The sequence below is a fragment of the Polaromonas sp. YR568 genome (genome assembly GCF_943369675.1).
Taxonomy (GTDB): Bacteria; Pseudomonadota; Gammaproteobacteria; order Burkholderiales; family Burkholderiaceae_C; genus Polaromonas.
In genome coordinates this window covers 77,031-103,709 of record NZ_CALROB020000006.1, presented here as the reverse complement: position 1 = coordinate 103,709, position 26,679 = coordinate 77,031, and the positions used below count along the sequence as shown (strand labels likewise).

The following is a 26,679-nucleotide window of genomic DNA, read 5'->3' as shown; positions in this document are numbered from 1 at the left end:
CCCAAGCATGCCTCAAAAAAACACTGCCGGCCCGCGCGCCCTACTTCGCCGCGCCTTGCGCCAGCCACTGGGAAATCTGGGCCGATTCCGCCGCGCTCAAGGCCTGCGCGGGCATGGGGATGGCACCCCAGACACCTTGTCCGCCGGCCTTGATTTTGCCCGAGAGGTAATTCACCGCGTCGGCACGGTCCTTATATTTGTTGGCTATATCCTTGAACGACGGGCCTACCAGCTTGCTGTCCATGCCGTGGCAGGCCACGCAGGAATTTTTCTGCAGCAAGGGCATGACGGAGGCTGCTCCGGGCGCGACGGTTTTCACCGCGACGGCCGGCGCAGCGGCTGCGGCCTTTTCAGGCGCTGCCGTCACACGTTCCGCCTGCGCTACAACAGCACCCGATTTTGCCCCCGCAGCCAGCGGCGGCCGGGTCGTGTCGATCCCGCGGCTTTCCCCCACCAGGCGCGACTGCTCGGCCAGGTTGCCGTGGGCGTTGCGCGCATAGTCCGGCAAAAAGCTTTTGACGACGGCTTCGGTCTTGCAATTCGCCATGCAGTTCGAGCCTTGCACGTCGGGTTTGGCCGTGCCGCCCAGTTCCTTGCCCGGCCACATGGCATGCGCGGTCGTCATGCCATTGCGATTCGGCAGGCGGGCCTGCACTTCGCGGATGTTGGCGTCGGACAGCGTGAAGTCTTCCGGCAGCACATTGCCCAGGAACAGGATGTAGGCCGTCGCGGCATAGACCTCGTCCGCCGTCAGCGTCTTCGGGGCCGTCCAGGGCATGGCACGGTTGATGTAATCCCACAAGGTCGACAGCGTGGACACCTTCATCAGCGTGGTGCGGTTGGGCTGGTTGGCCCCGGGCATCAGGCCGTCGACGCGGCCGCTCTTGATGTCCTGCGCCGTGGTGCCGCCGGCGATCGGCGTGAACACCTCGGACGACTCGGCGAAGCTGCCGTGGCAGGAAGCGCACTGCGCTTCCCACAGCACTTCACCCTGGCGCACCGAGCCCTGGCCCTTGGGCAGGCCCTTGAAGTCGGGCCGTACGTCGATGTCCCAGGCCTTGATTTCAGCGGGCGTGGCGCTTCTGCCGACATTCGCCAGCGCCGCCTGCCGCGCGGCCGGTAGCGCCTGGGCGAAGGCCGTGCCCAAGGTGCAAAGCACCAGCAGCAGCAGCGAGCATGGAGCGTGCTTAAACCTGGACATTTTTCACCTCGCCGTTTTCTTCCAGCGACCACGACTGGATGGCGTTGTTGTGATAAATGCTGCGCGAGGCGCGCACCTTGCGCAGCTCGTTGTAGCTGGGCTGGACCTGCCCGGTGTCGTCCACCGCCCGGCTCTGGAAAATCGCCGGCTTGCCGTCCCAGACAAAGTCGGCGTTGAAGCGCGTGAGGCACTTGGCCAGCACCGGCCCTTCCAGCCGCGCCTGCGTCCAGTTGCGCCCGCCGTCCACCGAGACGTCGACCCGGCGTATCTTGCCGCGCCCGCTCCAGGCCAGGCCGGTCAGGTTGTGAAAGCCTTTTTGCAGCAGCACCTGGCCGCCGCTGGGCGAGGTCACCACGCTTTTGACTTCCTGGATGCTGGTGTACTGCCGGTGCAGGCCGCTGGGCTGCAGGTCCACGTAATGGATGGTTTCGTCCTTCGCGCCGTAAGGCATGTCGCCCACTTCGATGCGGCGCAGGTATTTGATCCAGCTCACGCCCTGCACGCCGGGCACGATGAGGCGCAGCGGGTAGCCGTTTTCGGGCCGCAGCATTTCGCCGTTCTGGCCGTAGGCCACCAGCACCTCGCCGCTCATCACCAGGCTCATGGGGATGGTGCGCGTCATGCCCGAGCCGTCGGCGCCTTCGCCCAGCACAAATTTGGCGCGCTTGAGGTCGGCGCCGCACAGCTCCAGCAGCGTGCGCAGCGGCACCCCGGTGAATTCGCTGCAGCTCAGCATGCCATGGGTGTATTGCACCGTCGGCACCGCCGCATTGCCCCACTCCATGCCGGTGTTGGCGCCGCATTCGATGAAATGCATGCGGCTGACGCTGGGCAGGCGCATCAGTTCGTCCATGTTGAAGACCATGGGGCGCTTGAGCATGGCCTCGTCCGAACCATTGACCATCAGGCGATGCTTGGAGGGGTCGATGTCCCACCAACCCTGGTGGTGGCGCTCAAAGTGCAGGCCGCTGGGCGTGATGATGCCGAACAGGCCCTGCAAGGGGCAAAAGCTCACGCTGGCCTGGCCGACGCGCGTCAGGCCCGGGCTTTCGCGGCGCTGCAGGTTTTTCTCGAATTCGCTGGGCAGGCCGTAGCCGCGTGCCGCCACTGGCTGGCCCAGGCCCTTGCTGTGGGGCGGAAGGTTCAGGATTTCAGGCTCGCCTTCGGCAGCCGACGCGCCTTGCGCGACGGCCTGGCCCGCGGCCAGGGTGCCGGCCGCGGCGGCGAAGGCGCTGCCCAGAAAGCCGCGGCGCCCGGCCCGCACTTTTTGTATTTGTTCGCGCGACAGGAAATTTTCAGGCGCGCGCTGGAGGAATCGGTTCAACATGGATGGCGTCTTTCGCTTCAGGCGTCTTGCATGCCGGAGCGCGGCGACAGGCTTTGCCCCACGGGCAGCGCGCCCGGCTCGTCCAGCTCGATGGCGATTTGCGTACAGACGCTGCGGCACAGCGCCACCGCTTTTTCGCTTTGCACCCGGTAAATCACCTGGGTACCCTCCCGGCGTTTGGCCAGCACACCGGTGCGGTACAGCACGGCCAGGTGCTGGGACAGGTTGGGCTGCGTGGTGTCGATCTCGGCCAGCAGTTCATTGACGGATTTTTCGCGTTCGCACAGGGCGCTCAGCACCCGCAAACGCATGGGCGTCGCCAGCACGGCGAACAGCTCGGCCGCCAGCTCAAACACCCGCCCTCTTTCGACCTGGGCACTGGCCTGGATCATCTGGTCCATAGTGAGTTCTTCTTAATATAAGTAATGACTAATATTATTCCTCCAAATTGCGGAGACATCCCCCGTAAATACCCTCGACTGCCTCTGAAACGGTGTGCCAATTTGGTGAATATCACCAAGCCGGTGCCAAGGCCATGAAAAGGTGTTGCCAGGACACCATCGCGCCCTCTGTAGCAGGTGTAATAAAAGCCTGGATACCCCTTCACCGTGATATAAAACTTTTGTTGTTTACGGGTTGTTACCTGGAATCTCTAAAAAATAATACCTATGTATTCAAAAAACAAACTCTTCGCGGGCGGAGTCCTCCTCCTGGCCAGCCTTGTTACAGGCTTGGCGCATGCGGAAGTCGACGCACTGGTCACCAATGCGCGCAGCTTGCTCGACCAGAGCCAGGCGCAAAAAGCCTTCGACCTGCTCGAGCCGCAAGAGGCCGCCCGCGCCGGCGACCCGGATTTCGACACCGTGCTGGGCATCGCCGCCAATGAAACCGGCCAGTACACCCGTGCGGTATTTGCCCTGGAGCGCGTGCTGGCCGTGCAGCCCGCCAATTCGCGCGCACGCGCCGAACTCGGCCGCGCGCTGTTCTCGGTCGGCGACACCAAGGCCTCCCGGCAGGTGCTGATGGAAACCCGGCAGGAGAACATCCCCGCGGAAGCCGCCGCCACCATCGACCAGTTCCTGCAAGCCATAGACCGCACGGAAGAAGCCGCCCGCTCCTCGGTCAAGCCCTTCCTCGAAGCCAGCATCGGCTACGACACCAACATCAACAGCGGCCCCGGCAACCCCAACGTCGCCGTGCCCGCTTTCGGCGGCCTGGTCTTTACGCTCAATGCCGCCGGCGTCGAAACCAAGGATGCCTTCGTCAGCCTGGGCGGCGGCCTGTCGGCCCGCTATGTGGTGGACCCGCGCTGGTCGCTGATCGGCAACGTCTACGGCAACGCCCGCGCCAATGCCAAGTACAGCGACTTCAACACCGGCCAGGTCGACCTCAACTTCGGCGCCAGCTACCGCTACGACAAACACGAGTTCTCCGGCGTGGTGCAGGCTGGGACCTATACCGTCGCCGGCTCACGCGCCCGCGACCAGCAGGGCCTCGTCGGCGAGTGGACTTACCGCATCGACGGCTTTCGCCAGTGGAGCAGCTACGTCCAGTGGGGCGACCTGACATACCCCGGGCAGTCGGTGCGCGACGCGACGCGCACAGTGGTCGGCACCTCCTATGCGCACGCCTTCCGCGACAGCAACATCGTCGTCTTCGGCGGCGGCTACGTCGGCACGGAAAAAGAGCGCGCCTCGGGTGTGCCGCAGCTCGGCCATGATCTCTACGGCTTGCGCGCCGGCATCCAGAAGACCCTCTCGGACACGCTGGCGCTGTTCGCCAGCGCCGGCTACGAAGACCGCAAATACGGCGGCGCCGACCCGCTGTTCCTGGTCACCCGCCATGACCAGCAATGGAACCTGAACCTGGGGCTCAACTGGGTGCCCGCAAAACTCTGGCGCGTCACGCCCCAGCTGGCGCTGACCTCGGTGAAATCCAACGTCGCCATTTCCGACTACAACCGCAGCCTGTTCTCAGTGACGGTGCGCCGCGACTTCTGATACCGGACGACCGCAGCGCAAGCACCGGCACCCAGGCCCCAACAAAGTGAAACAGACATTCCCCTTCCGACACGCCGCCCTCGCCCTGATCGTGGCCGCGGCATTTCCCGCGCAGGCTTTTGCCGCCGGCTCGGCGGGCGTGGCGCAGTTCATTGCCGGCGACGTCAACGTGCTGCGCGCAAACGGCAAGACCGAGGCGCTGGCCAAGGGCAAGGCGCTTGAAAGCGGCGAATCCATCCTGACGGGCAACGGCGGCCGCGCCCAGGTGCGGTTTTCCGACGGCGGTCTGGTGTCCCTGCAGCCCAACACCGAATTCAAGATCGCCAACTACGTCGACGAGGCCGACCCCAAGCAGGACCGCTTCCTCGTCGACCTGCTGCGCGGCAGCATGCGCGCCATCACCGGCCTGATCGGCAAGCGCAACCGCGAGAACTACAAGGTCACCACCACCACGGCCACCATAGGCATACGCGGCTCCGGCTTCAGCGTGGGCTACAACCCCGACGGCTCGCTGGGCATCACCACGGAACTGGACGCCATCGAAGTCTGCAATGCCGGCGGTTGCGTGGGCCTGACGGCCGGCGAATCGGTGCGCGTGATCAACAGCTCCGAGGCGCCCGCGCGCACCAATGTGCGGGCCAACGTGCCGACACCCGCACCGGCGCAGGAAGTGGCCGTGGCCGGCAACCAGACCACGTCCAAGGGCGAGTCCAGCGTGGTGCCGCCGCCCCCGCCACCGGAAAAAACCGTGGTCACACCCCCGCCCCCGGTTGTGGAAAAACCGCCCACCAAACAGATTTACACCGACCTGGCCGTCGGCGTGGTGTACACCGACCCGGTGACGTCGAACGTGGCCGCCGAGAGCTACCACCCCGACGCCAACATCGCCGTGCTGGCCGGCATCCTCAGCGGCAAGCCGGTCGACTTCAGCAGCCTCGACGGCAGGAACAACGTCCTCACCGAGTTCCGCGGCACCGGCAGCGCCCAGGTGGAAACCGGCACGCTGGGCGTACCCGCCGACGCCGACTTCATCGGCTGGGGCAGCTGGGTGACGGGGGAGAAGGTCGTGGCCGGTGTAGCCACTGCGATTGAATCGGCTCATTTCGTGATGGGCCGGCCCACACCGTCGGCCCAGATGCCGGCCGCCGGCCTGCAAGGCACTTACGAGTTTGCCGGCGGCACGGCGTTTTCCAGCCTGTTTGGCGCGGGCCAGCTTGTCGGCGGCGCCATGACGGCCAATTTCAGCGGCGCCAGCCAAGGCTACGGTTCTGTCGACCTCACCACGCGCTTTGGCGGCACCGACTACGCCACCAACCTCAGCATCGACATCAACGGTTCGAAGATCACCAGCAGCACCGCAGGCATGAGCGCCGCCGGTTTCTTCACCGGCAACAACGCCAGCCGCGCGGCAATGGTCTACAGCACGTCGATTGAAAATGCGGGCCAGGTTTCCGGCGCAGCCGTCTTCCGGCAAACCAGCCTGGGTTCGCCCCCGTCCTGACCCGCCCGGCACGCACCGCACCCCACAAAATTTCCGGAGAAACCACCATGACCCCGCACTTCAAACTTCAGCACACCGTCCTGGTGATGGCGCTGGCGGCCATTTACCCGCTGCAGTCCTCGGCGGCGCCTTCCGCGGGCGTGGCCCAGTTCATCGTGGGCGACGTCAATGTCCGCCGCGCCGACGGCGGCACCTCGCCGCTGGCCAAAGGCAATGACATCGAAAGCGGCCAGGCCATCGTGACCGGCGCCGGCGGCCGCGCGCAGGTGCGCTTCACCGACGGCGGCCTGGTGTCCCTGCAGCCCAACACCGAGTTCAAGGTAGCCAACTACGTCGACAAGGCCGACCCGAAAGAAGACCGCTTCCTGGTGGATCTGCTGCGCGGCAGCATGCGCGCCATCACCGGCCTGATCGGCAAGCGAAACCGCGAGAACTACAAGGTCACCACCACCACCGCCACCATAGGCATACGCGGCTCCGGCTTCAACGTCGGCTACAACCCCGACGGCTCGCTGGGCGTGACGACCGAGCTCGATGCCATCGAGGTCTGCAACGCCGGCGGCTGCGTGGGCCTGACGGCCGGCGAGTCGGTGCGGGTGGTCAACAACACCGATGCGCCGGTGCGCACCAATGTGCGGGCCTCCGTACCCACGCCCGCGCCCGAACGGGAGCCGGTCAACGTGGGCGACAAGGTCAATGAACAAGGAAAAACCACCCTCGTGGTGGAGCCCAAACCCGAACCCAAGCCCACGCCCAAGCCGGACCCGGTCCCCCCGGCCCCGCCGGCCAACACAGGCACGTACACCGACCTGAAAATCACCGCCAGCGGGTACTACCCGGCCCCGGTCGGTTCCCCCCCGGCGTCGGGCGGCGTTCCCACAATCGCGCCCACCGTGGCGACTTCCGCGACCCTTTCAGACGGCAAACTGACCACCTTCACCACCAGCGGCAACGTTTTTACGCCGTCCACCACCAACGGGGTCACCTCCACGGGGACCATTGCCGGCGGGGATTTCATAGGCTGGGGCACCTGGGTGACCGGCAGCAAAAACGGCACAACGGCGCTGGCCGACCTGCACTATGTGGTGGGCCAGCCGACGCTGAACATGCCGACCACCACCGGCTCCCTCACCTACACGCTGCTGGGCTCCTCACCGGTGACCAGCTACGTCACGTCCACGGGTGCCGCCGGCGCGTCCGGCACGGTGAGCTCCGCGCTCCTGACGGTTGACTTTGTCAACAGCAAGATGGGCGCCACCATCAACACCACGCTCGGCAACATCAGCATCGGCAACACGTCCATCACGATCTCGGGGTCGCAGTTCTCGTACTCGTCCGGCACCGGCATCCTCGTGGATGGCTTTTTCAGCGGCGTGAACGCCAGCCGGGCGGGTCTCGTCTACACAGGCATCCCAACCGGGCCCGCCGGTTCGTTCTCGGGCGCCGCGATCTTCAAGGCGCCCTGAGCGCGGCGCCCTGGCGCAGGTAAAAAGCCATGTGGCGTTCGGTTGCCGCAGGGCCGTGCACTTTGATGGCCTGCTGCCTTGCGGCATTGCCGGTCAGGCGGCGCAAATCACCTGAATTTTCCAGAGCCAGCAGCGCGTCGAAGGCTTCTTCCTGGGTCCGCACCAGAAATCCGGAAACACCGTGTTCGATGACCTCGGCATAGCCGCCTAGCTCGAGCGCCACCACCGGCAGCCCCGCCGCCATGGCCTCCAGCACCACGCGGCCGTAGGCTTCCACGAATTTCCCCGTGCGGTAAAAAACCGCGTCCAGCGAAGCGTAAAAGTCCGGCACCGGCTCCGCGCCTGCGGGCAGCAGCTCGATGCCCTCAACGCCTTGCAGCCCCGGCGCCAGGCAGGTCCCGCCCATGATGCGCACGCGCATGCCGCGGCTGGCCAGCATGCGGTACAGGGACAGGTCGCGCGGATGGTGCTTGTCCAGGAAATCGCGGCTCACGCGGCCCACGGTAAAAGGCCGTGCCACGCGCCCGGGCGGCGATGCATCCAGCCGCGCAGCCGCGACGTCCAGGAATGGCGTGAGGTCCATCAAACTGGGAATGATGCTTCCGGGCAAGGCGGCGCTGCGCTGCAGCAGGCCGGACACAAACACCAGCTCGAGCTCCAGGCCCGTGGCCTCGCGCACGCTCTGGACAATGGCAAACAGCTGCCGCTGGTTGGAAATGTTGTGCAGCACGATGATGCGCTCGAAGCGCGTGTATTTCAGCCAGACACCCGGCTGCAGGTGCGAGCCGCCCATGAGCAGCGCTCCGTCTTTGGGAAACTGGTGTGAAAAGGGCTGGATGGCGCTGATGCCTTCGCCGGCATAGCCCGGATGGACGGGCGCGTCGGACCAGAGCCTGACCGGCCGCCGCCCGGCCGCCAATTGCCGAAGGTCCAGCAACTCCCTTTCGGCGCCCGTATACAGCTCGCTGAAGCGTCCCAGCAGATGCAGGGTGGACGGCGATACGGGGACGGGTCCATCGGTCATGTCCCCCGGATTATCCCTGCGCAAGCCGCCGAGGGACACATGGCGGTGCCACATAATCCGAAGATGCTTGATGGCCATCAACCGGTGCCCGACCCGACAATGCCGACGCCTGGCGCTGCGGCCGATCACGGCACCTGGATGCTGCGCGGCACGCAGCTTCACGCAGCCGGGCAGCTTGAACAGGCGCTCGTCGCGTTTGAACACGCGCTGGCGCTCAACCCGCGCGACGTGAACACCGCGGCCGCCTGCGCCACGCTGCTGAGCCTGCTCGACAGGCCCGCGGCGGCCTACCGGGCCCTGCTGTCCGTCGAAGACCTGCTGATGCGCAACGCCGATGGCGCAGCCAACCTCGCCATTGCCGCCGAGGCTTGCGGCGACCTTGCGAAGGCCGATGCCGCCTATGCCAGGGCCTTGCAACTCGACCCCGGGCACCTGCGCTCGCTCAACAACGTCGGCATCCTGGCGGCAGGTTCATCGGAATGGGACATCGCCATCGGCCTGGCCCGAAAGTGCCTGGCGCTGCAGCCGGACCATGCGCCGCACCATGCCAACCTGGCCGAATACCTTTCAGGCGCGCGGCGCTATGCCGAGGCGCTGGACGCCGTTACCGCAGCCGTGGCGAGATTTCCTCTCGACGGTGACCTCAAAATACGCCATGCCGTCCTTCTTGCCTTGCACGGCGAGCTGCAGGAATCGGACGCCGCATTGCAGACGCTGGATGCCGCGGAGCGCCGGCTCCTGGAAGAATTCCTGCTGAAGCTCCACGCTCCGGAAGACGCGCATGGCCGGGCCATCAGCCAGGCGCGCAAGCTGTCGTCCCAGCCACCCGACGCGCTGCAAATCCATACCGGGCAGGCCTTCCGCAACATCGCCATCGGTGACTGGCGGCACAACAACCGCCTCCTTACCCTGCTGCGCGATGCCCTTGCCGGCAACGCTGCCAATGGCCTGAGCCGCGACTGGGGTGAGGCGCCGTTTTATGGCTTGCTGCTGGGCATGCGGGAGGACGAACTGGCGCAAATGCGCAGCGAATCCGCCGGCGCGATTAACGCCCTGCTCAAGGCCTCCGCCCCGGCCATTGCGGCATTCCGGCAACCGGCCGCCCGGCAGGACGGGCGCATCCGCGTGGGCCTGGCCGTGCAAAGCCTTCACGACGAACGCCGGCTGCAGGCGATCCAACAGCAGCTGGCGCAGCACGACGCCTCGCGCTTTGCGATGCATGTCTATGCCTTCACGCCGCAGCCGGGCCCGCAGTCCGGCGAGCAGTTGCGCCCGCATGCGGAAAGCGTCAACGAGATCGGCCATATGACGGGGGCCGAAGCCGCCGCGCGCATCCGGCTGGACCGGCTGGACGTGTACGTCGAAATGGGGTTTGGTTCAGCCTGGAGCCGGCCGGACATCGCGGCCATGCGGGTGGCGGCTGTGCAGTTGAGCCAGCCCGGCCTTCACCGCCGGCATGTCCCGGGGCACTGGGACTACGGCATGTCAGACCGCTTCGCCCATCCCGACGGCGCGGAGCATTCACAGGATGCGGCGCTTGTCCGCCTGCCACACAGCTGCTGGCTGGCAAGCGCAGGCGGGCAGCCGCCCGCCGAAGGCAAATCGCGCGAAGACATGGGACTGCCTGCGGACGCGCTGGTGCTGGCCTCCTTCCTCTGGCCCGCACTGCTCGATCCCCACAGCTTTTCCGTGTGGATGAAAATCCTGCGCGCCTTGCCGGATGCCGTTCTCTGGCTTCCCCACTGCGGCACGGCGGCTGTCAACCTGGCACGGGAAGCGCAGGCGGCCGGCGTCGGCCCGGCACGGCTGCTTTTTTCAACACGCATGGACCGGCCCCAGGCCCTGGCCGGCCTGCGGCATACCGACCTGTTTCTGGACTCCTTGCGGATCAACGCCATGCAAGGCCTGGAAGACGCCCTGCACCTCGGCGTGCCGGCCATCAGCTGCGCGGGAGAAACCGTGGCGTCGCGCATGGGTGGCGGCATGCTGCGCGCCGCGGGCCTGGCGCAATGCGTTCTGGACAGCCCCGCGGCCTACCAGGCTGAGGCCGTGCGCCTGGGGCGCGATCCCGGCGCACTGCAAGCCTTGCGCGACAGCCTCAAGGTAGCCGTCGCGACGGCCCCGCTGTTCGACCTGGCGGCGCGCGTGCGGGACTGGGAAACGGCCTGGACGGTGATGACAGAGCGTTCACACGCGGACTTGCCGCCCACGGCCTTCGACGTGGCCCGGCTTAGGATTGCTGGGCGCCCGGCACGGGCAACTCGCACACCTCGCCCGTAGGCGCCAGCCCGGCTTGTGCCTTGGCTTCGGCAATGCCCACGGCGCGCGGCAAGGCCACGCCGTTCTTCACCGCCGTGAGTTCGGCCAGGATGGAGACCGCGATCTCGGGCGGCGTCTTGCTGCCGATGTAGACGCCTATCGGGCCGTGCAGCTTGCCGAGTTCCTGCTCCGTCATGTCGAAATGCTCGGCCAGCCGTTCACGGCGGCGCTGGTTGTTGACGCGCGAGCCGATCGCACCCACGTAGAAGGCCTCGGAGCGCAGCGCCTCCATCAGCGCCAGGTCGTCCAGCTTGGGGTCATGCGTGAGGGCGATGACCGCGCAGCGCGCGTCCAGCTTCATGGCCTGCACCACGTCGTCGGGCATGCCGGTGGCGAGTTCCACGCCTTCCACCTGCCAGCTGTCCCGGTATTCCTCGCGCGGGTCGCACACCGTCACGGCGTAGTCCATGCCCTGCGCGATCTGCGCCACAAAGCGCGACAGCTGCCCCGCGCCGATGATCAGCAAACGCCAGCGCGGGCCGTGCAAGGTGACCAGCGCGGCCTCGGACACCTGCATGGACTGGCTGGGCTGGGCCGCGCTCAGCGTGACGGCGCCGGTGTGCAGGTCCAGCCGGCGCGCCACGAGTTCGCCGGCCTGCAGGCGTTGCAGCAACTCATCGATGCCGCTGGTCTTCGTCAAAGGCTCAATCGCCAGCTCGATGGTGCCGCCGCACGGCAGGCCGAAGCGGCGCGCCTCATCGGCCGACACGCCGTAAGTGACGATGGCCGGCTTCGCGCGGTCCAGGCCTTCGCGCCGGGCCCGGTCAATCATGTCGTCTTCAATGCAGCCGCCCGACACGGAACCCACCACCCGGCCGTCTTCGCAGATCGCCAGCATGGAGCCTTCGGGCCGCGGGCTGGAACCCCAGGTCTTGAGCACGGTGACCAGCTCGCAGCGCAGGCCCGCAGCCAGCCACTGCGAGGAGGTTTTCAGAACTTCGAGGTCTATGTTGTCCATTCGCCGGATGCTAGCAGTCCACGGTCATTTCCGCCGTGGCTCCATGCCAAATCCCTCATGCCTTCGCCAGGTTGTCGTTCAAAGGCAGCGTGCGCACCCGCTTGCCGGTGGCCGCGAACACCGCATTGGCCACCGCCGGCGCCACCAGTGCCGTGGCCGGCTCGCCGATGCCGCCGGGCTTTTCAGTGCTGGGCACCAGGGTGATGTCCATCACCGGCGATTCATGCATGCGCAGCACCGGGTAGTCGCCGAAATTGGTTTGCTGCACCCGGCCCTTGTCCAGCGTGATCTGGTTGTTCAGCGCGGCCGAGAGGCCGAAGACGATGCTGGACTGGATCTGCGCCTGCACCGTGTCGGGATTCACCATGCGGCCCAGGTCGGCCACCACCGTCATCTTGTGCACCGTGACCTGGTTGTCCTTGACGGAGATTTCCGCCACCTGCGCCATGTAGGTGTCGTAGCCCTCCATCAACGCGATGCCGCGGCTGCGGCCGGCCGGCGCCGGCGTGCCCCAGCCGGACTTGTCGGCCGCGAGCTTGAGCACATTGGCAAAGCGCGGTTGCTTGTCCAGCAGCGACATGCGGTAGGCGTAGGGGTCCTTGCCCGCCGCCAGCGCCATTTCATCGACAAAACTTTCGTTGGCAAAGGCATTGAGCGCATGGCTCACCGAACGCCAGTAGCCCACGCGCAGCCCGCTGTCGTGGATCACCAGCTCGTACTGCGAGTTCGGGATGTCGTAAGGCATGGCGCCTGCTTCGGCCATGAAGGGGTCCAGCGTATCCTTGGGCAGGCCGAAGGCGCGCTGCGTGATGGATTGCGAAGTCAGCTTGAAGGTCAGCGCTACCGGCTTGCCGTCGGCGCCCAGGCCGGCCGCGAGCTGGTTGACGGCCATGGGCCGGTAGAAGTCGTGCGTGGTGTCGTCCTCGCGGCTCCACAGCAGCTTGACGGGCTTGCCCACGGCCTTGGAGATCTGCGCCGCCTGCACGATGAAGTCCACCTCCAGCCGCCGGCCGAAGCCGCCGCCCAGGAAGGTTGTTTTCAGCGTGATGTCTTCCGGCTTGATGCCCAGCGCCGCGGCCACGCCGCCTTCGGCCCCCTGCTGGAACTGCGTCGGGCCTATCAGCAGGCACTTGCCGTTCTTGTAGTCGGCCGTGAAGTTCATGGGCTCCAGCGTGGCATGCGCCAGCAACGGCGACACGTACTCGGCCTTCAGCGTTTGGGCCGCGCCCTTCATCGCGCCGGCTGCATCGCCCTTGGCCGGCACGATGGGAATCAGCTTGCCGCTGTCGGCCGCCTTGCGTATGCCGTCCAGCATGCTGGCATTGCTGATGGCCGCGACCGGGCCTTCGTCCCACTGCACCGTGAGCGCCTGGCGCGCCTTGAAGGCATGCCAGTAGCTGTCGGCCACCACCGCCACGCCGTCGGGAATCTGTACCACGTCGATCACGCCCGGCATGGCTTTGGCCTTGCTGGCGTCCAAGCTGGTGGGCTTGCCGCCTATCACCGGGCATTGCTCCAGGCTGGCGTAGACCATGCCCGGCAGCTTCACATCGATGCCGAACTCGGCCGTGCCGTTGACCTTCATCGGCGTGTCCAGCCGTTTGGTGGGCTTGCCGACCACGGTGAAATCCTTCGGGTCTTTGAGCGCCACGTTTTCCGGCACCGGCAGCCTGGACGCCGCCTCGGCCAGCGAACCGTAAGTCGCCTTCCTGCCCTTAGGCCCAATGACCATGCCGTTCTCGGCCTTGAGCGTGGCGGCATCGACATTCCATTTCGCCGCCGCCGCCGACACCAGCATCATGCGCACCTGCGCGCCGGCAATGCGCAGCTTCTCCCAGCCATCGCGCACCGAGGTCGAGCCGCCGGTGATCTGCGCGCCCAGCAAGGCATTGGTGTAGACCTTGCCCGGCGGCGCGATCGCGACCTTGATCTTGCGGATGTCCACGTTGAGCTCTTCCGCGATCAGCATGGGCATGGAGGTGTAGACGCCCTGCCCCATCTCCGAGCGCGCCGAGATCAGCGTGATGGTGTTGTCGTCGGCGATGTGCACCCAGGCATTCGGGGTGTACAAGGTGCCGGCGGCCTGCGTGGCCAGCGGCAGGCCCAGGCTAACCCCCATCACCAGGCCGCCCGTGACGGCGGACGAGGTCTTGAGGAAAGTGCGGCGGTTCGGTGCGATCAACGTGTTGGTATTCATGATCGTTCTCCTCAGGCTCTGCGCAGGGTGGAAGCGGCATCCTTGATCGCCGCCCTGATGCGCGGGTAGGTGCCGCATCGGCAGATGTTGCCGCTCATCGCGGCGTCGATGTCGGCGTCGCTGGGATTTTTGTTGGCCTTGAGCAGCGCCGCCGCGCTCATCAGCTGGCCGGACTGGCAATAGCCGCATTGCGGCACGTCATGCTTGATCCACGCCACCTGCAGCGGATGCGTGTTGTTGCGGGATAAGCTTTCAATCGTCGCCACCTTCTGCCCCGCCGCGGCTGACAGCGGCGTCTGGCAGGAGCGCACCGGGTTGCCGTTGAGGTGCACGGTGCAGGCACCGCACAGCGCGGCGCCGCAGCCGAACTTGGTGCCGGTCATACCCAGCTCGTCGCGTATCACCCACAAGAGGGGTGTGTCGGGTTCGGCATTGACGGAAACGGCGCGGCCGTTGATATTGAGTTTTGTTGTCATGTGGGGTCCCCTTTTTAATTAGTCACCGCGTCAATCGCTGTTGTCACAGGATGCGGCAGGGCCCCCAAAAGTCATTAGCTACTACCCGAAGGCCTTGCGCGGTTCATGCTACGGCTGCGCCCGGGCGGGTATCCGGGTAGAAACCCTTGGTTGAAACATGGTGTCGAGAAGTTTTCTCAGGATGAGACAGGGACAGGCACAGCCCCTAAGATAGCCGGGGCCTTCCCGATGAGCCGGTATCGGTCCTGCTTATCTACGGCGGAAAACCATTCATGATCGACAAACTCTTTTCCCTCTGGGATTCAGTCCAGGACTTTCTGTCGCAAGCTGCCGAAGCGACCGGTCTTTCAGATGCCATCGAGGTCATTGAACAAAACGACGTTCAACTGGTCCTCAAAGCCAACGGCCGGGATGTCATTGTGAACAAACGCTACGGCACCGTGATGGCGGAGTCGCGGTTGCTGGCACGCACAGCAGCCATCAAGTCGGTAGACATCAAATACTGCCGGCATAGATACCGCGGCAGGCTCGTGGAGTGGTGGGTAGTGCGCCTGAACCTGAACTGGTATTCCTCGGTCAGGATAGGAAGCACAAAAAACAAGCTGGATGCCGCCATCGCTGCCGCCAACCTGGGCACGGCAACCGGCAAAAAGGTGCGCTCTTACTAAGGTTCAACCCGTCACCTTGTCCCGAATCTGCTGCAGCGCGGCCGGGTCGTCCATCGTCGTCAAATCCCCCGGGTCCCGGCCCTCGCACACCGCCTGGATCGCGCGCCGCAGCATCTTGCCGCTGCGGGTCTTGGGCAGGGCCGACACAAAGTGCACGCGCGAAGGCCGGGCGACGGCGCCCAGGTCGCCGTCGACGCGTTTCATGATTTCGCCTTCCAGCTTCATGGCGGCGGCGCTGTCGGCCAGCACGGCGGCGTCCTTGGGCACGGCGAAGGCCATGGCCACCTGGCCTTTGAGTGCGTCGGCCACACCGATCACCGCCACCTCGGCGATGCCCGCGTGGCCTGAGATGCTTTCCTCGATCTCACGCGTGCCCAAGCGGTGGCCGGCGACGTTGATGACGTCGTCGGTGCGGCCCAGGATGAAAAAATAGCCGTCTTCGTCGCGTATGCCCCAGTCGAAGGTGCTGTAGACCATCTTGCCGGGCACGCTCTTCCAGTAGGTGTTGACGAAGCGCGCGTCGTCCTTCCAGATGGTTTGCATAAAGCCCGGTGGCGTCGGGCCTTCGATGATGACCACGCCTTTTTCATTGGGCTGTGTCAACTCTTCGCCGGTGGACTCATGCAGCAGCTTGACGCGGTAGCCGTACATCGGGATGCCGGGGCTGCCGAACTTGCTGGGCTTCTTTTCGACGCCGTTGGCGATGGTGATGATGGGCCAGCCCGATTCGGTCTGCCAGTAGTTGTCGATGATGGGCACGTTGAGGCCTTCGCTGATCCAGCGCGCCGTCGGTTCGTCCAGCGGCTCGCCGGCGAGGTAGAAGGCGCGCAGGCTGGAAAGGTCATGCTTCTTGAGCAAGGCCGGGTCCTGCTTTTTGAGCACGCGCACTGCGGTGGGCGCGCTGAACAGCGCGGTGACCTTGTATTTCTCGACCAGGCTCCACCAGATCGCGCCGTTGGGTTGCTGGTCCATGCCCTGCGTGGGCAGGCCCTCGTACATGATGGTGGCCATGCCGGCGATCAGCGGGCCGTAGACGATGTAGCTGTGGCCGACGACCCAGCCGATGTCGCTGGTGGAGAAATAGGTTTCGCCGGCGCGGCCGTCGAAGATGTGTTTCATGCTGGCAGCCAGCGCCACCGCGTAGCCGCCTGTGTCGCGCTGCACGCCCTTGGGTTTGCCAGTGGTACCGCTGGTGTAGATGGTGTAGCTGATGGCGTTGGAGTCCAGCCATTCGCAATGGACCTGGGCATGCATGTACTTGGCGCGCAGGTTTTCCCAATGCAGGTCGCGGCCGGCCACAAAATTCATGGGCGCCATGCCGCGGTCGACCAGCAGCACGGCTTCGGGCTGGTGCTTGGCCAGGCGGATGGCTTCGTCAAGCAGGGGCTTGTACGCCACCACCTTGCCGCCGCGCGAGCCGGCGTCGGCGCTGATGATGACGCGGGGCGCGGCATCGTCGATGCGCGAAGCCAGCGAGCCGCTGGCAAAACCGCCGAACACCACGCAGTGGATGGCGCCTATGCGCGCGCAGGCCAGCATGGCAAAGGCGGCTTCCGGGATCATGGGCATGTAGATCAGCACGCGGTCGCCCTTGACCACGCCCATGGCCAGCAGGCTGGCGGCCATGCGCTGCACTTCCCCATGCAGCTCCTTGAAGGTGTAGGTCTTTTCGACGCCGGTTTCGCTGGAGACGTAGATCAGCGCCGCCTGATCCGCGCGGTCTGTGAGGTGCCTGTCCACGGCGTTGTGGCACAGGTTGGTTTGCCCGCCTTCGAACCAGTGGACAAAGGGCGGATTGTCGTCATTGCAGACGCGGGTAAAGGGCTTGTGCCAGTCAATGAGTTTGGCCTGCTCGGTCCAGAAGGCGTCGGGCTGCTCTATGGACTGGCGGTAGAAGTCTGCGTAGCTTGTCATCTTTTTGTCTCCGTTTTTTAGGGTCTATGCCCGTTTTGATTCTGGTTTCCGTTCGGGCTGAGCCTGGCTAAGCCCTTCAACCCTTCGACAAGCTCAGGGCGAACGGTGAAAGGCCTCGCGTCTAGATTTTGACGACGATGCGGCCGCGCACCTTGCCCAAGATCAAGTCCGCGGCTTTTTCCGCCGCCCTCTCCATCGAAATCTCCTCCACCATGGCCTCCAGTTTGGCCGTGTCCAGGTCTATCGCCAGCCTGTCCCAGGCCAGTTGCCGGCGCGCCAGCGGCGCCATCACGCTGTCGATGCCGGCCAGCGTCACGCCGCGCAGGATAAAAGGCATCACCGTGGCCGGGAAATCCGCGCCCTGGGCCAGGCCGCAGGCCGTCACCACGCCGCCATAACGCGTCTGCGCGCAGGCATTGGCCAGCGTGTGCGAGCCCACGGCGTCCACCACCGCGGCCCAGCGTTCTTTTTGCAGCGGCTTGCCGGGGGCAGAGAGTTCGGCCCGGTCAATCACGCTGGCGGCGCCCAGTTGCTTTAAATAAGCCTCTTCGCTGGCCTTGCCGGTGGCGGCCACCACGGTGTAGCCCAGCTTGCCGAGCAAGGCCACGGCCACGCTGCCCACGCCGCCGGTGGCACCCGTGACCAGCACCTCTCCCGAGGCCGGCGTGATGCCGTTTTTCTCCAGCGCCAGCACGCTGAGCATGGCCGTGTAGCCCGCGGTGCCTATAGCCATGGCTTGGCGCGCGCTGAAGGCCGGCGGCAGCTTCACCAGCCAGTCGCCCTGCAACCGCGCCCGTTCGGCCATCAGGCCCCAGCGCGTTTCACCCGCACCCCAGCCGTTGTGCACAAAACGGTCGCCGGCCTTCCAGCCCGGGTGGGTCGATTCGAGCACGGTGCCCGCGCCGTCAATGCCGGCCACCATGGGCCAGCTGCGCACCACAGGCCCCTTGTTGGTAATGGCCAGGCCGTCCTTGTAATTGAGGGTGGAGTACTCGACCGCCACCAGCACGTCGCCGGCGGGAAGCTGGGCCTCATCGGTATCCGTCACGGCGGCGGAAAAGCCGGCGTCGGACTTGCTGAGCAAAAGGGACTTGAACACGGATGTCTCCAGATAGTTATGGCCCTGGCGGCGGGCCAGGGGAATCAGAAAGCGGCAAAAAGCAGAAAACTGAATTCTTAATTATGGATAACGGGCTTTCAGGAGACTGACGAGGTGTATCCGCAGCAGGATTTGCGATTATTTTGATAGCCGACCGCGCTCTTGCCCATGGATCATGGGGCTGGCAGCGTCCGGCGGCAACGGCATAGGCGTTTATTGCGACCGGCTTCTTGTCACGGCCGGCGTTTCTCCAGGATGACCAGCGCGATGCCGCCCAGGATGGCGACAGAGGCCAGCACCAACCGCAGCGTGATGGCTTCCCCTAGCATGAGCACCCCGCCCAGCGCGGCGATGACGGGCACGCTCAGCTGCACCGTGGCGGCGCTGCTCGCCTTCAAGGCCGGCAGCGCGGCGTACCAGATCACATAACCCACGGCAGAAGTCAGCCCACCCGAGGCCAGGGCCAGCGCAACGCCGGCGCCATCCACCGACACATGGCTCATCGTCAGGAGGCTCAAGGCCACAGCCATGGGCGCGGCGCGCAGAAAATTGCCCGCTGTCACCCGTGCCGGGTCACCTTGCCCCCTTCCGCGCAGAGAATAAATACCCCAAGCCACACCGGCCGCCAGCATCAGCGCGGCACCCAACAAAGGCGGCGCCGAAAGACCGGGCAACAGCAAACCCACCAAGCCACCGAAGGCCAACAGCAGGCCAGCCAGTTGCCAGCCGCGAAAACGTTCGCCCGCCCAGACACCATGGGCGACCATGGTCGCCTGCACCGCGCCAAAGAGCAGCAAGGCGCCGCTGGCGGCCGGCAAGCTGCTGTAGGCAAAAGAAAAACCCGCCGCGTAGGCGAACAGGGCCAGCCCCGACAGCCAGCTCCCGCGCCCGGTGCCTCCGCCGGACTTGAATTTCACCAATAGCCAAAGCATCAGCGCGCCCGACACCAGGCGCAAGGTGGTAAAGCTGGCCGCGTCCATGGCCGTGTGTTTGAGCGCCGCGCGGCACAACAGCGAGTTGGCCGCAAACGCCAGCATCGCCATGGCGGTCAGGGATGCAGTGCGTGCGAAGGACATACGGTCGCGCCTCTCAGTCTTTTTCAGGGATGCGGCCGTCCATGACCTGCTGTCCATTTCCAAAAATACCGGTCGACGTCAACAGGCGCCTGAACCCGGCACGCCGGGATCTCACTCCAGTCCATGCCGTCCAACGCATTGAGCCACTCAAGCGCCAGGTTCCGGCCTTACTTGATGAGTCCCAGCACATCCCTGAAAGCCTCATGCTCGGCCGTACGCAACCACTCAAAGGCCACCATCTCGGTCGTCACCAATTCTGCGCCGTTGCCGGCCAGGCGGTCAAAGGCGGCGTCGCGGTTGCGTTCGGTGCGGGAGCTGCAGGCGTCGGTGACGACCCAGACTTCAAACTCTTCTTCGAGCAGGTCGAGTGCCGTTTGCATCAGGCAGACGTGGGCTTCGCAGCCGGCGATGACGATGGTGCTCCTGCCCTGCTCCGGCTCGGCCGGTTTCTGCAGGTGTTTGGGCAGGCTGCGCGCGTTGCCGCGCACGGGTTGCTGGCGCACGGGCGGGCGCAGCAGGTCCGTCAAACCGTCGGCCACGGCGCTGAAAAACATCTTGTCCAGCGTGCGGCCGCCGGCGGCGGCGATGGCGGCCTGGATCTCGGGCACGTTGGGGCCCAGCTTGTCGGGGTTCTCGGCGGTGCCCCAGACCGGCACTTCCAGCAGCGCGGCCATGCGGGCCAGCTTGATCGCGTTGGCGACGACCAGGCTGCTTTCAAAGATGGAGGGCATCAGGCGGGACTGGTAGTCCACCAGCACCAATTGGGAGTCGTCGGCATCGAGCAGCATGGGAAATTCCTGAAAAAAAAGAGGGAGGGTGATCAGCCGGGGTTGCGCTGCAGGCGCTCCACCAGGCAGATCAGGTAGGCGTCAAACAGCAGCGTGGCGTCTTGCCCGAACATGCGTATGCGCCCGGTGTGCTGGAGCAGCAGCAGGCCCACGCCGTGGGCGAACAAGGCCGTATTCTCGCGCAAGGCGTCTTCGGCGCCCAGGCCCATGGCCTGCAGCGCCGCCTCGCAGGGCCGCAGCGCGTCGTGCAGGCGATCGTTGAGCTGGAAGTTCAGCTCGGCCGTGAGCCCGCGCGGGCGCATGCCCTGCACCAGGTAAAACCCCAGGTCCAGGTCGCGCGGGTTGGCCGCGAAAAAGCCGAACCAGGCGCCGGCCTTGGCCTCCAGCAGCTCGGCCGGCTCGCTTCGGTCCTGGCCGGCAGCGTCGACCGCGGTGTTCAGGCGCTCCAGCGACTCGGCCAGCAAGGCGCCGTAAATCGCCTCCTTGCTCTCGAAGTAGGAATAAATGGCGCCGGCGGTGTAACCGGCCTCTTTGGCGATTTCGCGGATGCTGGCGCCCTCGATGCCCAGGCGCTCGAACACCACGCGGGCGGCGTCCAGCACCCCCTTGCGGCGCGAATCGCTTTGGGCCTGCTGACGGTCTAGTCTGGCTTGCATCGTTCAAATGTAAGCGGAAAAACGGAGCGACCGCCCTCGCAACCTGGTGAAAATTAACGCTTGTTTTTTATTTTGAACGCTGTTCAAATATTTGATAGCCATTCAAAAGCCATCCTGGAGACAAGCCCATGAACGCCCCCACCCTGGCCGCCACCCTGATGTCCGGCGACGACTTTCGCGAGTCGCTGCGCCGCTACAAACCGCGCATTTTCCTGGATGGCCGCCAGGTCGACAGCGTGGCCGACGAGCCCGGCTTCGGCCCCGGCATCAATGCCATCGCGCTGACCTACGACTACGCCCTCAAACCGCAGTACGCGCCCGTGATGACGGCGCTGCAGCACACCAGCGGCAAGCGGGTCAACCGCCTGAGCCACATCAACACCAGCAGCGGCGACCTGCTCAACAAGCTGGAAGCCGTGCGCCTGGTCTGCCAGGAAACCGGCTGTGCCCAGCGCTACCTCACGCACGATGCGCTCAACGCCATCGGCCAGGTGTCGGCGCGCATCGACGACGCCCGGGGGAGCACCGAACACACGGCCCGCTTCCTCAACTACCTGCACCGCGTGCAGGACCAGGACCTGACCCTGGGCATCGCCATGACCGACGCCAAGGGCGACCGCAGCAAACGCCCGCACGAGCAGGCCAACGTCGACAGCTATGTGCACGTCGTCGAGCGCAACGCCAAGGGAATCGTCATCTCGGGCACCAAGGCCATCGTGACCGGCGCGCCTTACGTGCATGAATTGCTCGTCATGCCCTGCCGCAACATGGGCCAGGAAGACGCCGACTTCGCCGTCTGCTGCGCCGTGCCGGTGGACGCACCCGGCATCACCATCATCGCGCGGCCCGCGGGCCGGCCCGGCGAGAAGGTCGAGCACGGCGCAGCCCTCTTCAGCCGCAAATACGGGCAGAGCACCGGCGTGGTGATGTTCGACAGGGTCTTTGTTCCCTGGGACAGTGTTTTTTACGCCGGTGAATGGGAACACACCGGCCACCTGACCTACAGCTACGCCACCCACCACCGCCACACCTGTATAGGCGCGCGCGCCGGCTTCGGCGATTTGCTGATTGGCGCGGGCGCATTGATGTGCGAGGCCAACGGCTTCGACCCGGGCAAGGAAACGCATTTGCGCGAGCAGATGGTCGAACTCATCACCATCACCGAAAGTTTTTACGCCTGCGGCGTGGCGGCCAGCGTGTATGGCAAGGCCGACGAACACAGCAAGACCTTTATGCCCGACCCGGTGTTCTCCAACATCGGCAAGCTGCTGCTGGCCACCAAGATTTACGACATGCACCGCATCGCCCACTATGTGAGCGGCGGCCTGATCGTCACCCTGCCCGGCCCCGACGAAGACCACAACCCCGAAACCGGCGCCAAACTCTCGGAGGTGCTGCGCGCCAACCCCAATGTGCCTTACGAGCAGCGCATAGAAACCGCCCGCTTCATCGAAGACCTGACGGCCGGCTACCAGGGCGGCTGGTACAGCGTGATCAGCCTGCACGGCGGCGGCTCACCGGCCGCGATGAAGCAGGAGATCTACCGCAACTACCCCATCGGCAGCAAGGTGGAGCTGGTGGAACGCATCCTGGAGCGCGGGGTTGCGCATGACCCGGAGCGCGCGATCACGAAGAACCGGCAACCGGGGAAGTGTTGCGATACGGGATGCACCACGCCGGGACAGCCGGTGATGGTGGATTTGCCGACGGTGGAGGCGGAGTTGCCTTCCAGGCGGGGTGGCATCTCCTGATTTTGGGTTGCTCCCGGCGGGGTGTTTTCTGACTTCCGCTGGCCGGGGTCGCCCGCCGGGGCGAGACCTGGCCAGCAAGCCCATGCAAAGACCACAAGCGCGCAAGCCGGCGCAAGACCCGGTAAAAAATTTACCCCGGCCGGGAAGGCAACTCCGCAAACTTCAGCAAACGAGTCGCCAACAGAGTCTCACCCAAAAAACACACCAACGCCAAAAGAAAACAAACCACCCCCGACAAAAAGCAGACCGTCGCAATCCGCAGCGTGGGCAACTCGCTGGTCTCGCCCAGGAACAGCAGGATGATGGTGCTGCCGATCAATATGGCGCAGAAAGTCAGCAAGGCGATGCAGATGTTGACCAGCCAGCCTCGGTGGCGCAGTTCGCGCAGTTCGGCGTACATGCGGTGCGCGCGGGACTCTTCCACGCCGCCGGCTTCCAGCCGGTTTTCCACAAAGCGCGCGCGGTCGATGATGCGGGCCAGGCGGCCGGCGACGGCGGCGATCATGCCGGAGACGGCCGTGAGCAAAAACACCGGCGCCACCGCCAGCTGGATGCCGTGGGTGACCGTGGTGAGGTCGGGCGCAAAGTTCATGCGGAGCTCCAGCTGGGGTTAAGAACCCCGCATTTTGTCATGCCGCCCGCCGGCTCAAGCCCTGGCTGAACTCAAACGGCGCTTCGTAGCGGTGCTGGCAGTTTTCGCAGAAGAAGCTGCGCCTCCGGGTCTTGCCCAGGTGGGCTCTGACAAAGGGAATGTCGCAGCGCGGGCAAATGGTTTTGGTGTGGGCCAGCCAGTGCTGCTTGAGCACAAAGGCTTTCTTCCAGGCGAGGAAATCAAAGCTGTACTGCCGCGCCTGGGCCACCAGCTCCCGCAGCTTGGGCGCGGGCAAGGCGCCCACGGTGGACAAGGGGTGGACGCGGATGCGAAACAGCACCTCGTTCTTGATGATGTTGCCGACGCCGGAGAACACCGTCTGGTCCAGCAGCGCGTCGCAGACCAGGGTGTCGGGCATGGCGCGCAGCTTCTTGCGGGCGGCCGCGGCGTCCCAGGCGTCGGAGAGCACGTCGGCGCTCCAGTCGTACACGGCGTCCAGCGGCTCTTCGATGTAGCGCACGGAACAGGTGTAGAAGTTCAGTTCCTTGCCGCCGGTGAAGCCCAGGCTGAGCCTGGGCGTGGCGTCCTCCTTGGCCTCGTTGATGCGGTAGCTGCCGAACATCAGCAAATGGATGCGGATGGCGAAGCCTTCGAACTCGAGCAGGAAATGTTTGCCCCAGCTGCGCACGGCCACCAGGCGCCGGCCCACCAGCCGCGCCGTGTCGATGCGGCTGTTGCCGCCGGCGCGCCGCACGACCTTGCCGGCAAAGCCGGCGGCCTGCTCCCTGAGAATTTGAATTGACGGTCCTTCGGGCATGAAGATCCTCCATCGCCCGGCAAGCCGCGGGCGTCCGGAGATTCTGGAATGCGGGCCGTGCCGGCGCTGTGGGCGGAAACCGGCCCGGCCTGACGGTGCCGGCGCGGCCCCGCAGGTGGGATTGCCCTACAGCAATGTCGTCGCCGTCCGACAGCTTTGAGCGTGCAACGGTCCCCACAATCAATGCACGGGCGCGAACCGCCATCCACGGCTACAGCGCTTCACCAAAAGGACTTCCCATGCTCTCCAACAACGAGGGACAACGCGTCCCCGACGTCACCTTCAAGACACGCCAGAACGAACAGTGGGTCGACGTCAAAACCGCCGACCTGTTCGCCGGCAAGAACGTCGTGGTGTTCTCATTGCCCGGCGCCTACACGCCCACCTGTTCGTCCACCCACCTTCCGCGCTTCAATGCGCTGGTCAAGACCTTCAAGGCCCACGGCATCGACGACGTGGTGTGTTTTTCGGTGAACGATGCCTTTGTGATGAACGAATGGGCCAAGGCGCAGGAGGCCGGCAACATCACCATGATTCCCGACGGCAATGGTGATTTCTCCAAGGGCATGGGCATGCTGGTCGACAAGAGCGACCTGGGCTTCGGCAAGCGCTCCTGGCGCTACTCGATGCTGGTGCGCGACGGCGTGATCGAGAAGATGTTCATCGAGCCCGACAAGGACGGTGACCCGTTTGAGGTGTCGGATGCAGACACCATGCTCAAGTACGTGGCGCCGGACGCCGTGGCGCCCGATCCCATTACCCTCTTCAGCAAACCGGGCTGCCCGTTTTGCGCCAAAGCCCGGGCCATGCTGGACGAAGCCGGGCTGGCGTATGAAGAAATCACGCTGGGCCACGGCATCACGACCGGCACACTGCAGGCCGTGGCGGGCGCGGGCACGGCGCCGCAGGTGTTTGCGGGCGGCAAGAGAGTCGGCGGATCGGAGGACCTGGAAGCCTGGTTGAAGGAATTGCAAGCAAGGCAATCAAAGGCAGAGCCGGCAAGCCCGCAGCAGTTTCTCAGTTAATCAGTCAGGCCCCGGCGCTTTGCGCCCGGCGCCTGGCCCCCGCTGCGCGCCGGGCCCGCCAGCTGAGCACCGCGTCGCAGGCCTCGAAATGCTTGAGCAGGTTCTGCTTTTGCCGCTCCAGCAAGCCGCTGGCGGCAATCATCTCCGGCCACGACTCGCAGGCCTTGCCCACCGCCTCATTGAGCACGCCGCGCACGCGCGTTTCAAACATGCCGGTGGCGTTGCAGAAACTGCGCAGGGTCTGGGCCGTGAGCCTGGCCTGCTTTTCACCGCCGGGCACAAAGCGCAATGCATGGCCGCGCCCGCCCAGGTAGGCCGCATAGGCCACCACGTCATAGGCGGGCGACAGCTCGGGCGTGCGGCCGTCGCGGTAAAGCACGCCGAAATTCTTGACGTGGGCGTCGTAGTTGCCCAGCATTTCGTTGACCATCACACGGCGTATCAACTCTTCCGCCGCGCCTTCGGCTTGCCGGGCCGGCAGGCTCATGCCCTCGCGCAGCGTCCTGGCCATGGCGGCGTAGCTGGCGGCCGGATGGGTGTATTTTTCTTCGGGCTGGATGCGCAGGATCTGTGCGAAATCTTCGCAGTGGATATGCCCCTGGGAGGTGCGGTCAAAGCGTTTGACGGCCAGGAAGTGCCGGCTTTCACCGAGCACAAAAGGCTGCTCGGCCACGATCTCGTTCATGGGCGCCAGCCAGGCTTCGCAGACGTCCACGCCCGCGGCCTGCGCCAGACGCAGCGACAGCTCTTCCACCTCGGGCAAGAGCGCGAACTCCGCCGTGGGCAGCTTGGCGATGATGTGTGTGCCCTGCGCGTCGCGGGTGCGCGCCACATAGCGGCCCTGCTGCTGCACCAGCGCCAGCTTGGGCTGCACGCCGGACAGAGACGTCGCGTCGGGCAAAGGGTCGGCGCTGACGGTCATCTCGAGCGCGTCATGGTGCTGGGTGACCACACCGGCCAGCGCCTGGGTGTCGAGATGCGCCGGGTAGGCGTAGACATTGCCCGGCAGATCGGTGCCGCAGGCGGCCAGCATGTCGAAGTGGTCGTTGGGCCCGCAGCCGCGCAGTTGCTCGAGGTGGCGGCGCAGCGGACCTTCGGGCAGCAGGTTCTGGAAGAAGGCCGGCAGGCGCCCGCCTTCGGCATTGAAGAAGGGGGTGTTGACGTAGCTGCGCCAGAAGATTTCGCGGCGCTGCGCATCGTCGTCCGTGGCGGACCAGGAAAACACCGGCGATGCCGGGTTGGACCAGAAGGCCTCGTCAGGGATGAAGCGCGTGAGCGCCGTGCCGCCCGTACCGTACTGGAACAGCAGCCCCGCGCGCAAAGGCCCCAGGTAGATATCGAGCGCCAGGACGTTCATCGTCAAACGCCTTTGGTTTTCTTTCCGCCGGCCGCGGCGGCGGCGAGCTGCGAGGTCTCCGCCACGATGCGGTCCACCCGCGACAAGGCGGGCGGCGCGGGCTCTTCAACGCTGTGGGCCTGCAAGCCCGTTGCCACGACCTTGGGCAGTAGCAGCAGCTCCAGGCCCAGTTGGTCGGCGATGGCCATCAGCGTGGTGACGCGCGGCGCGGTCCGGCCCTGCAGGATGTTGCGCACGGACAGCGGTGTGAGGCCCGTTCTTTCGGCCAGGGCCTGGTAGTCCAGCATCAAACGCCGCCGCTCATCTTCCAGATGGTTGGCGATGGCAGAGAGTGTTTTCATAGATATAAAAATATCGTTTTAAGTATCAACAATGGTATTGTATCGATTTCCTCACTCATTTTACATATAAAACTATCTTTTATAACGAAAAAGATAGTTTTATAAACTTTGTTCGGGCTTAAGCCG

23 protein-coding genes are annotated in these 26,679 nt (G+C 65.3%); 7 read left to right on the top strand and 16 right to left on the bottom strand.

Annotated features, from left to right (window positions below; translation table 11 throughout):
• Positions 1 to 40 precede the first annotated feature (40 nt).
• The 3 genes from ACLV8F_RS04795 to ACLV8F_RS04785 are packed head-to-tail and all read right to left on the bottom strand — an operon-like array spanning position 41 to position 2,929.
• Positions 41 to 1,201 (bottom strand): c-type cytochrome, encoded by a 1,161-nt coding sequence (locus ACLV8F_RS04795; RefSeq protein WP_411883105.1) that lies wholly within the window; start codon positions 1,199 to 1,201, stop codon positions 41 to 43.
• Positions 1,188 to 2,528 (bottom strand): sulfite dehydrogenase, encoded by a 1,341-nt coding sequence (soxC, locus tag ACLV8F_RS04790; protein WP_411883104.1) that lies wholly within the window; start codon positions 2,526 to 2,528, stop codon positions 1,188 to 1,190. The genes ACLV8F_RS04795 and soxC overlap by 14 nt, the downstream gene beginning before the upstream one ends.
• Before the next feature lie 17 nt (positions 2,529 to 2,545).
• Positions 2,546 to 2,929: an ArsR/SmtB family transcription factor gene (locus ACLV8F_RS04785; RefSeq protein ID WP_411883103.1), complete on the bottom strand. Its 384-nt coding sequence runs from the start codon at positions 2,927 to 2,929 to the stop codon at positions 2,546 to 2,548.
• 267 nt (positions 2,930 to 3,196) lie between these two features.
• Between ACLV8F_RS04785 and ACLV8F_RS04780 the strand changes: the two genes are divergently transcribed.
• Genes ACLV8F_RS04780 through ACLV8F_RS04770 form a run of 3 tightly spaced genes read left to right on the top strand, consistent with a single transcriptional unit; the run spans position 3,197 to position 7,495 of the window.
• Positions 3,197 to 4,528, top strand: coding sequence for a surface lipoprotein assembly modifier (locus ACLV8F_RS04780; RefSeq protein ID WP_411883102.1), 1,332 nt, complete (start codon positions 3,197 to 3,199; stop codon positions 4,526 to 4,528).
• Positions 4,529 to 4,574: 46 nt separating this feature from the next.
• The gene (locus ACLV8F_RS04775; protein WP_411883101.1) at positions 4,575 to 6,029 is read left to right on the top strand and encodes a FecR domain-containing protein; all 1,455 of its coding nucleotides are present in this window, start codon (positions 4,575 to 4,577) and stop codon (positions 6,027 to 6,029) included.
• 47 nt (positions 6,030 to 6,076) lie between these two features.
• On the top strand, positions 6,077 to 7,495 hold the full coding sequence (locus tag ACLV8F_RS04770; RefSeq protein WP_411883100.1) for a FecR domain-containing protein: 1,419 nt from the start codon (positions 6,077 to 6,079) through the stop codon (positions 7,493 to 7,495).
• On the opposite strand, the gene ACLV8F_RS04765 is transcribed toward ACLV8F_RS04770, so the two are convergent.
• Positions 7,482 to 8,519, bottom strand: coding sequence for a glycosyltransferase (locus ACLV8F_RS04765; RefSeq protein ID WP_411883099.1), 1,038 nt, complete (start codon positions 8,517 to 8,519; stop codon positions 7,482 to 7,484). The two genes, ACLV8F_RS04770 and ACLV8F_RS04765, sit on opposite strands and share 14 nt — an antisense overlap.
• 84 nt (positions 8,520 to 8,603) lie before the next feature.
• On the opposite strand from ACLV8F_RS04765, the gene ACLV8F_RS04760 reads away from it, so the two are divergent.
• A complete protein-coding gene (locus tag ACLV8F_RS04760; RefSeq protein WP_411883098.1) occupies positions 8,604 to 10,799 on the top strand; it encodes a hypothetical protein in 2,196 nt (731 codons plus the stop codon).
• Here ACLV8F_RS04760 and ACLV8F_RS04755 read toward each other — a convergent pair.
• From ACLV8F_RS04755 to ACLV8F_RS04745, 3 genes are read right to left on the bottom strand one after another with little or no spacing between them, the layout of a single operon-like run.
• On the bottom strand, positions 10,750 to 11,796 hold the full coding sequence (locus ACLV8F_RS04755; protein ID WP_411883097.1) for an XdhC family protein: 1,047 nt from the start codon (positions 11,794 to 11,796) through the stop codon (positions 10,750 to 10,752). The genes ACLV8F_RS04760 and ACLV8F_RS04755 overlap by 50 nt on opposite strands.
• A gap of 55 nt (positions 11,797 to 11,851) precedes the next feature.
• The gene (locus ACLV8F_RS04750) at positions 11,852 to 13,993 is read right to left on the bottom strand and encodes a molybdopterin cofactor-binding domain-containing protein (RefSeq protein ID WP_411883096.1); all 2,142 of its coding nucleotides are present in this window, start codon (positions 13,991 to 13,993) and stop codon (positions 11,852 to 11,854) included.
• Between the two features lie 11 nt (positions 13,994 to 14,004).
• Entirely contained in the window at positions 14,005 to 14,469 is a 465-nt protein-coding gene (locus ACLV8F_RS04745) for a (2Fe-2S)-binding protein (RefSeq protein ID WP_411883095.1), read from the bottom strand.
• A gap of 272 nt (positions 14,470 to 14,741) precedes the next feature.
• Between ACLV8F_RS04745 and ACLV8F_RS04740 the strand changes: the two genes are divergently transcribed.
• Positions 14,742 to 15,137 carry a hypothetical protein gene (locus tag ACLV8F_RS04740; RefSeq protein ID WP_411883094.1) on the top strand — a complete coding sequence of 132 codons (396 nt, stop codon included), beginning with the start codon at positions 14,742 to 14,744 and terminating at the stop codon, positions 15,135 to 15,137.
• A gap of 3 nt (positions 15,138 to 15,140) precedes the next feature.
• Here ACLV8F_RS04740 and ACLV8F_RS04735 read toward each other — a convergent pair whose 3' ends face one another.
• From ACLV8F_RS04735 to ACLV8F_RS04715, 5 genes are all read right to left on the bottom strand, one after another.
• Positions 15,141 to 17,051, bottom strand: coding sequence for a propionate--CoA ligase (locus tag ACLV8F_RS04735; protein WP_411883093.1), 1,911 nt, complete (start codon positions 17,049 to 17,051; stop codon positions 15,141 to 15,143).
• A gap of 121 nt (positions 17,052 to 17,172) precedes the next feature.
• Positions 17,173 to 18,150: an MDR family oxidoreductase gene (locus tag ACLV8F_RS04730; RefSeq protein WP_411883092.1), complete on the bottom strand. Its 978-nt coding sequence runs from the start codon at positions 18,148 to 18,150 to the stop codon at positions 17,173 to 17,175.
• Positions 18,151 to 18,383: 233 nt separating this feature from the next.
• On the bottom strand, positions 18,384 to 19,226 hold the full coding sequence (locus ACLV8F_RS04725) for a DMT family transporter (protein WP_411883091.1): 843 nt from the start codon (positions 19,224 to 19,226) through the stop codon (positions 18,384 to 18,386).
• Positions 19,227 to 19,393: 167 nt separating this feature from the next.
• Entirely contained in the window at positions 19,394 to 20,014 is a 621-nt protein-coding gene (locus tag ACLV8F_RS04720) for an isochorismatase family protein (protein ID WP_411883090.1), read from the bottom strand.
• Between the two features lie 32 nt (positions 20,015 to 20,046).
• Entirely contained in the window at positions 20,047 to 20,670 is a 624-nt protein-coding gene (locus ACLV8F_RS04715) for a TetR/AcrR family transcriptional regulator (RefSeq protein ID WP_411883089.1), read from the bottom strand.
• A gap of 128 nt (positions 20,671 to 20,798) precedes the next feature.
• On the opposite strand from ACLV8F_RS04715, the gene ACLV8F_RS04710 reads away from it, so the two are divergent.
• Entirely contained in the window at positions 20,799 to 22,421 is a 1,623-nt protein-coding gene (locus tag ACLV8F_RS04710; RefSeq protein ID WP_411883088.1) for a 4-hydroxyphenylacetate 3-hydroxylase family protein, read from the top strand.
• A gap of 130 nt (positions 22,422 to 22,551) precedes the next feature.
• On the opposite strand, the gene ACLV8F_RS04705 is transcribed toward ACLV8F_RS04710, so the two are convergent.
• Positions 22,552 to 23,013, bottom strand: coding sequence for a DUF2721 domain-containing protein (locus tag ACLV8F_RS04705; RefSeq protein ID WP_411883087.1), 462 nt, complete (start codon positions 23,011 to 23,013; stop codon positions 22,552 to 22,554).
• A 37-nt stretch (positions 23,014 to 23,050) separates the two neighbouring features.
• On the bottom strand, positions 23,051 to 23,830 hold the full coding sequence (locus ACLV8F_RS04700; protein ID WP_411883086.1) for a DNA-formamidopyrimidine glycosylase family protein: 780 nt from the start codon (positions 23,828 to 23,830) through the stop codon (positions 23,051 to 23,053).
• Positions 23,831 to 24,069: 239 nt separating this feature from the next.
• On the opposite strand from ACLV8F_RS04700, the gene ACLV8F_RS04695 reads away from it, so the two are divergent.
• Positions 24,070 to 24,855, top strand: coding sequence for a glutathione peroxidase (locus ACLV8F_RS04695; protein ID WP_411883085.1), 786 nt, complete (start codon positions 24,070 to 24,072; stop codon positions 24,853 to 24,855).
• Between the two features lie 4 nt (positions 24,856 to 24,859).
• On the opposite strand, the gene ACLV8F_RS04690 is transcribed toward ACLV8F_RS04695, so the two are convergent.
• Together ACLV8F_RS04690 and ACLV8F_RS04685 are read right to left on the bottom strand one after the other, a co-directional pair.
• A complete protein-coding gene (locus tag ACLV8F_RS04690; protein WP_411883084.1) occupies positions 24,860 to 26,212 on the bottom strand; it encodes a type II toxin-antitoxin system HipA family toxin in 1,353 nt (450 codons plus the stop codon).
• A gap of 2 nt (positions 26,213 to 26,214) precedes the next feature.
• Entirely contained in the window at positions 26,215 to 26,553 is a 339-nt protein-coding gene (locus ACLV8F_RS04685) for a helix-turn-helix domain-containing protein (protein ID WP_411883083.1), read from the bottom strand.
• Between the last annotated feature and the right edge of the window lie 126 nt (positions 26,554 to 26,679).

Excerpts from the sequence above, each read along its gene's own strand:
- ACLV8F_RS04795 (WP_411883105.1), bottom strand. The coding sequence starts at position 1,201 with ATGTCCAGGTTTAAGCACGCTCCATGCTCGCTGCTGCTGCTGGTGCTT.
- soxC (WP_411883104.1), bottom strand. The coding sequence starts at position 2,528 with ATGTTGAACCGATTCCTCCAGCGCGCGCCTGAAAATTTCCTGTCGCGC.
- ACLV8F_RS04785 (WP_411883103.1), bottom strand. The coding sequence starts at position 2,929 with ATGGACCAGATGATCCAGGCCAGTGCCCAGGTCGAAAGAGGGCGGGTG.
- ACLV8F_RS04780 (WP_411883102.1), top strand. The coding sequence starts at position 3,197 with ATGTATTCAAAAAACAAACTCTTCGCGGGCGGAGTCCTCCTCCTGGCC.
- ACLV8F_RS04770 (WP_411883100.1), top strand. The coding sequence starts at position 6,077 with ATGACCCCGCACTTCAAACTTCAGCACACCGTCCTGGTGATGGCGCTG.
- ACLV8F_RS04765 (WP_411883099.1), bottom strand. The coding sequence starts at position 8,519 with ATGACCGATGGACCCGTCCCCGTATCGCCGTCCACCCTGCATCTGCTG.
- ACLV8F_RS04755 (WP_411883097.1), bottom strand. The coding sequence starts at position 11,796 with ATGGACAACATAGACCTCGAAGTTCTGAAAACCTCCTCGCAGTGGCTG.
- ACLV8F_RS04750 (WP_411883096.1), bottom strand. The coding sequence starts at position 13,993 with ATGAATACCAACACGTTGATCGCACCGAACCGCCGCACTTTCCTCAAG.
- ACLV8F_RS04745 (WP_411883095.1), bottom strand. The coding sequence starts at position 14,469 with ATGACAACAAAACTCAATATCAACGGCCGCGCCGTTTCCGTCAATGCC.
- ACLV8F_RS04740 (WP_411883094.1), top strand. The coding sequence starts at position 14,742 with ATGATCGACAAACTCTTTTCCCTCTGGGATTCAGTCCAGGACTTTCTG.
- ACLV8F_RS04735 (WP_411883093.1), bottom strand. The coding sequence starts at position 17,051 with ATGACAAGCTACGCAGACTTCTACCGCCAGTCCATAGAGCAGCCCGAC.
- ACLV8F_RS04725 (WP_411883091.1), bottom strand. The coding sequence starts at position 19,226 with ATGTCCTTCGCACGCACTGCATCCCTGACCGCCATGGCGATGCTGGCG.
- ACLV8F_RS04720 (WP_411883090.1), bottom strand. The coding sequence starts at position 20,014 with ATGCTGCTCGATGCCGACGACTCCCAATTGGTGCTGGTGGACTACCAG.
- ACLV8F_RS04715 (WP_411883089.1), bottom strand. The coding sequence starts at position 20,670 with ATGCAAGCCAGACTAGACCGTCAGCAGGCCCAAAGCGATTCGCGCCGC.
- ACLV8F_RS04710 (WP_411883088.1), top strand. The coding sequence starts at position 20,799 with ATGAACGCCCCCACCCTGGCCGCCACCCTGATGTCCGGCGACGACTTT.
- ACLV8F_RS04705 (WP_411883087.1), bottom strand. The coding sequence starts at position 23,013 with ATGAACTTTGCGCCCGACCTCACCACGGTCACCCACGGCATCCAGCTG.
- ACLV8F_RS04700 (WP_411883086.1), bottom strand. The coding sequence starts at position 23,830 with ATGCCCGAAGGACCGTCAATTCAAATTCTCAGGGAGCAGGCCGCCGGC.
- ACLV8F_RS04695 (WP_411883085.1), top strand. The coding sequence starts at position 24,070 with ATGCTCTCCAACAACGAGGGACAACGCGTCCCCGACGTCACCTTCAAG.
- ACLV8F_RS04690 (WP_411883084.1), bottom strand. The coding sequence starts at position 26,212 with ATGAACGTCCTGGCGCTCGATATCTACCTGGGGCCTTTGCGCGCGGGG.
- ACLV8F_RS04685 (WP_411883083.1), bottom strand. The coding sequence starts at position 26,553 with ATGAAAACACTCTCTGCCATCGCCAACCATCTGGAAGATGAGCGGCGG.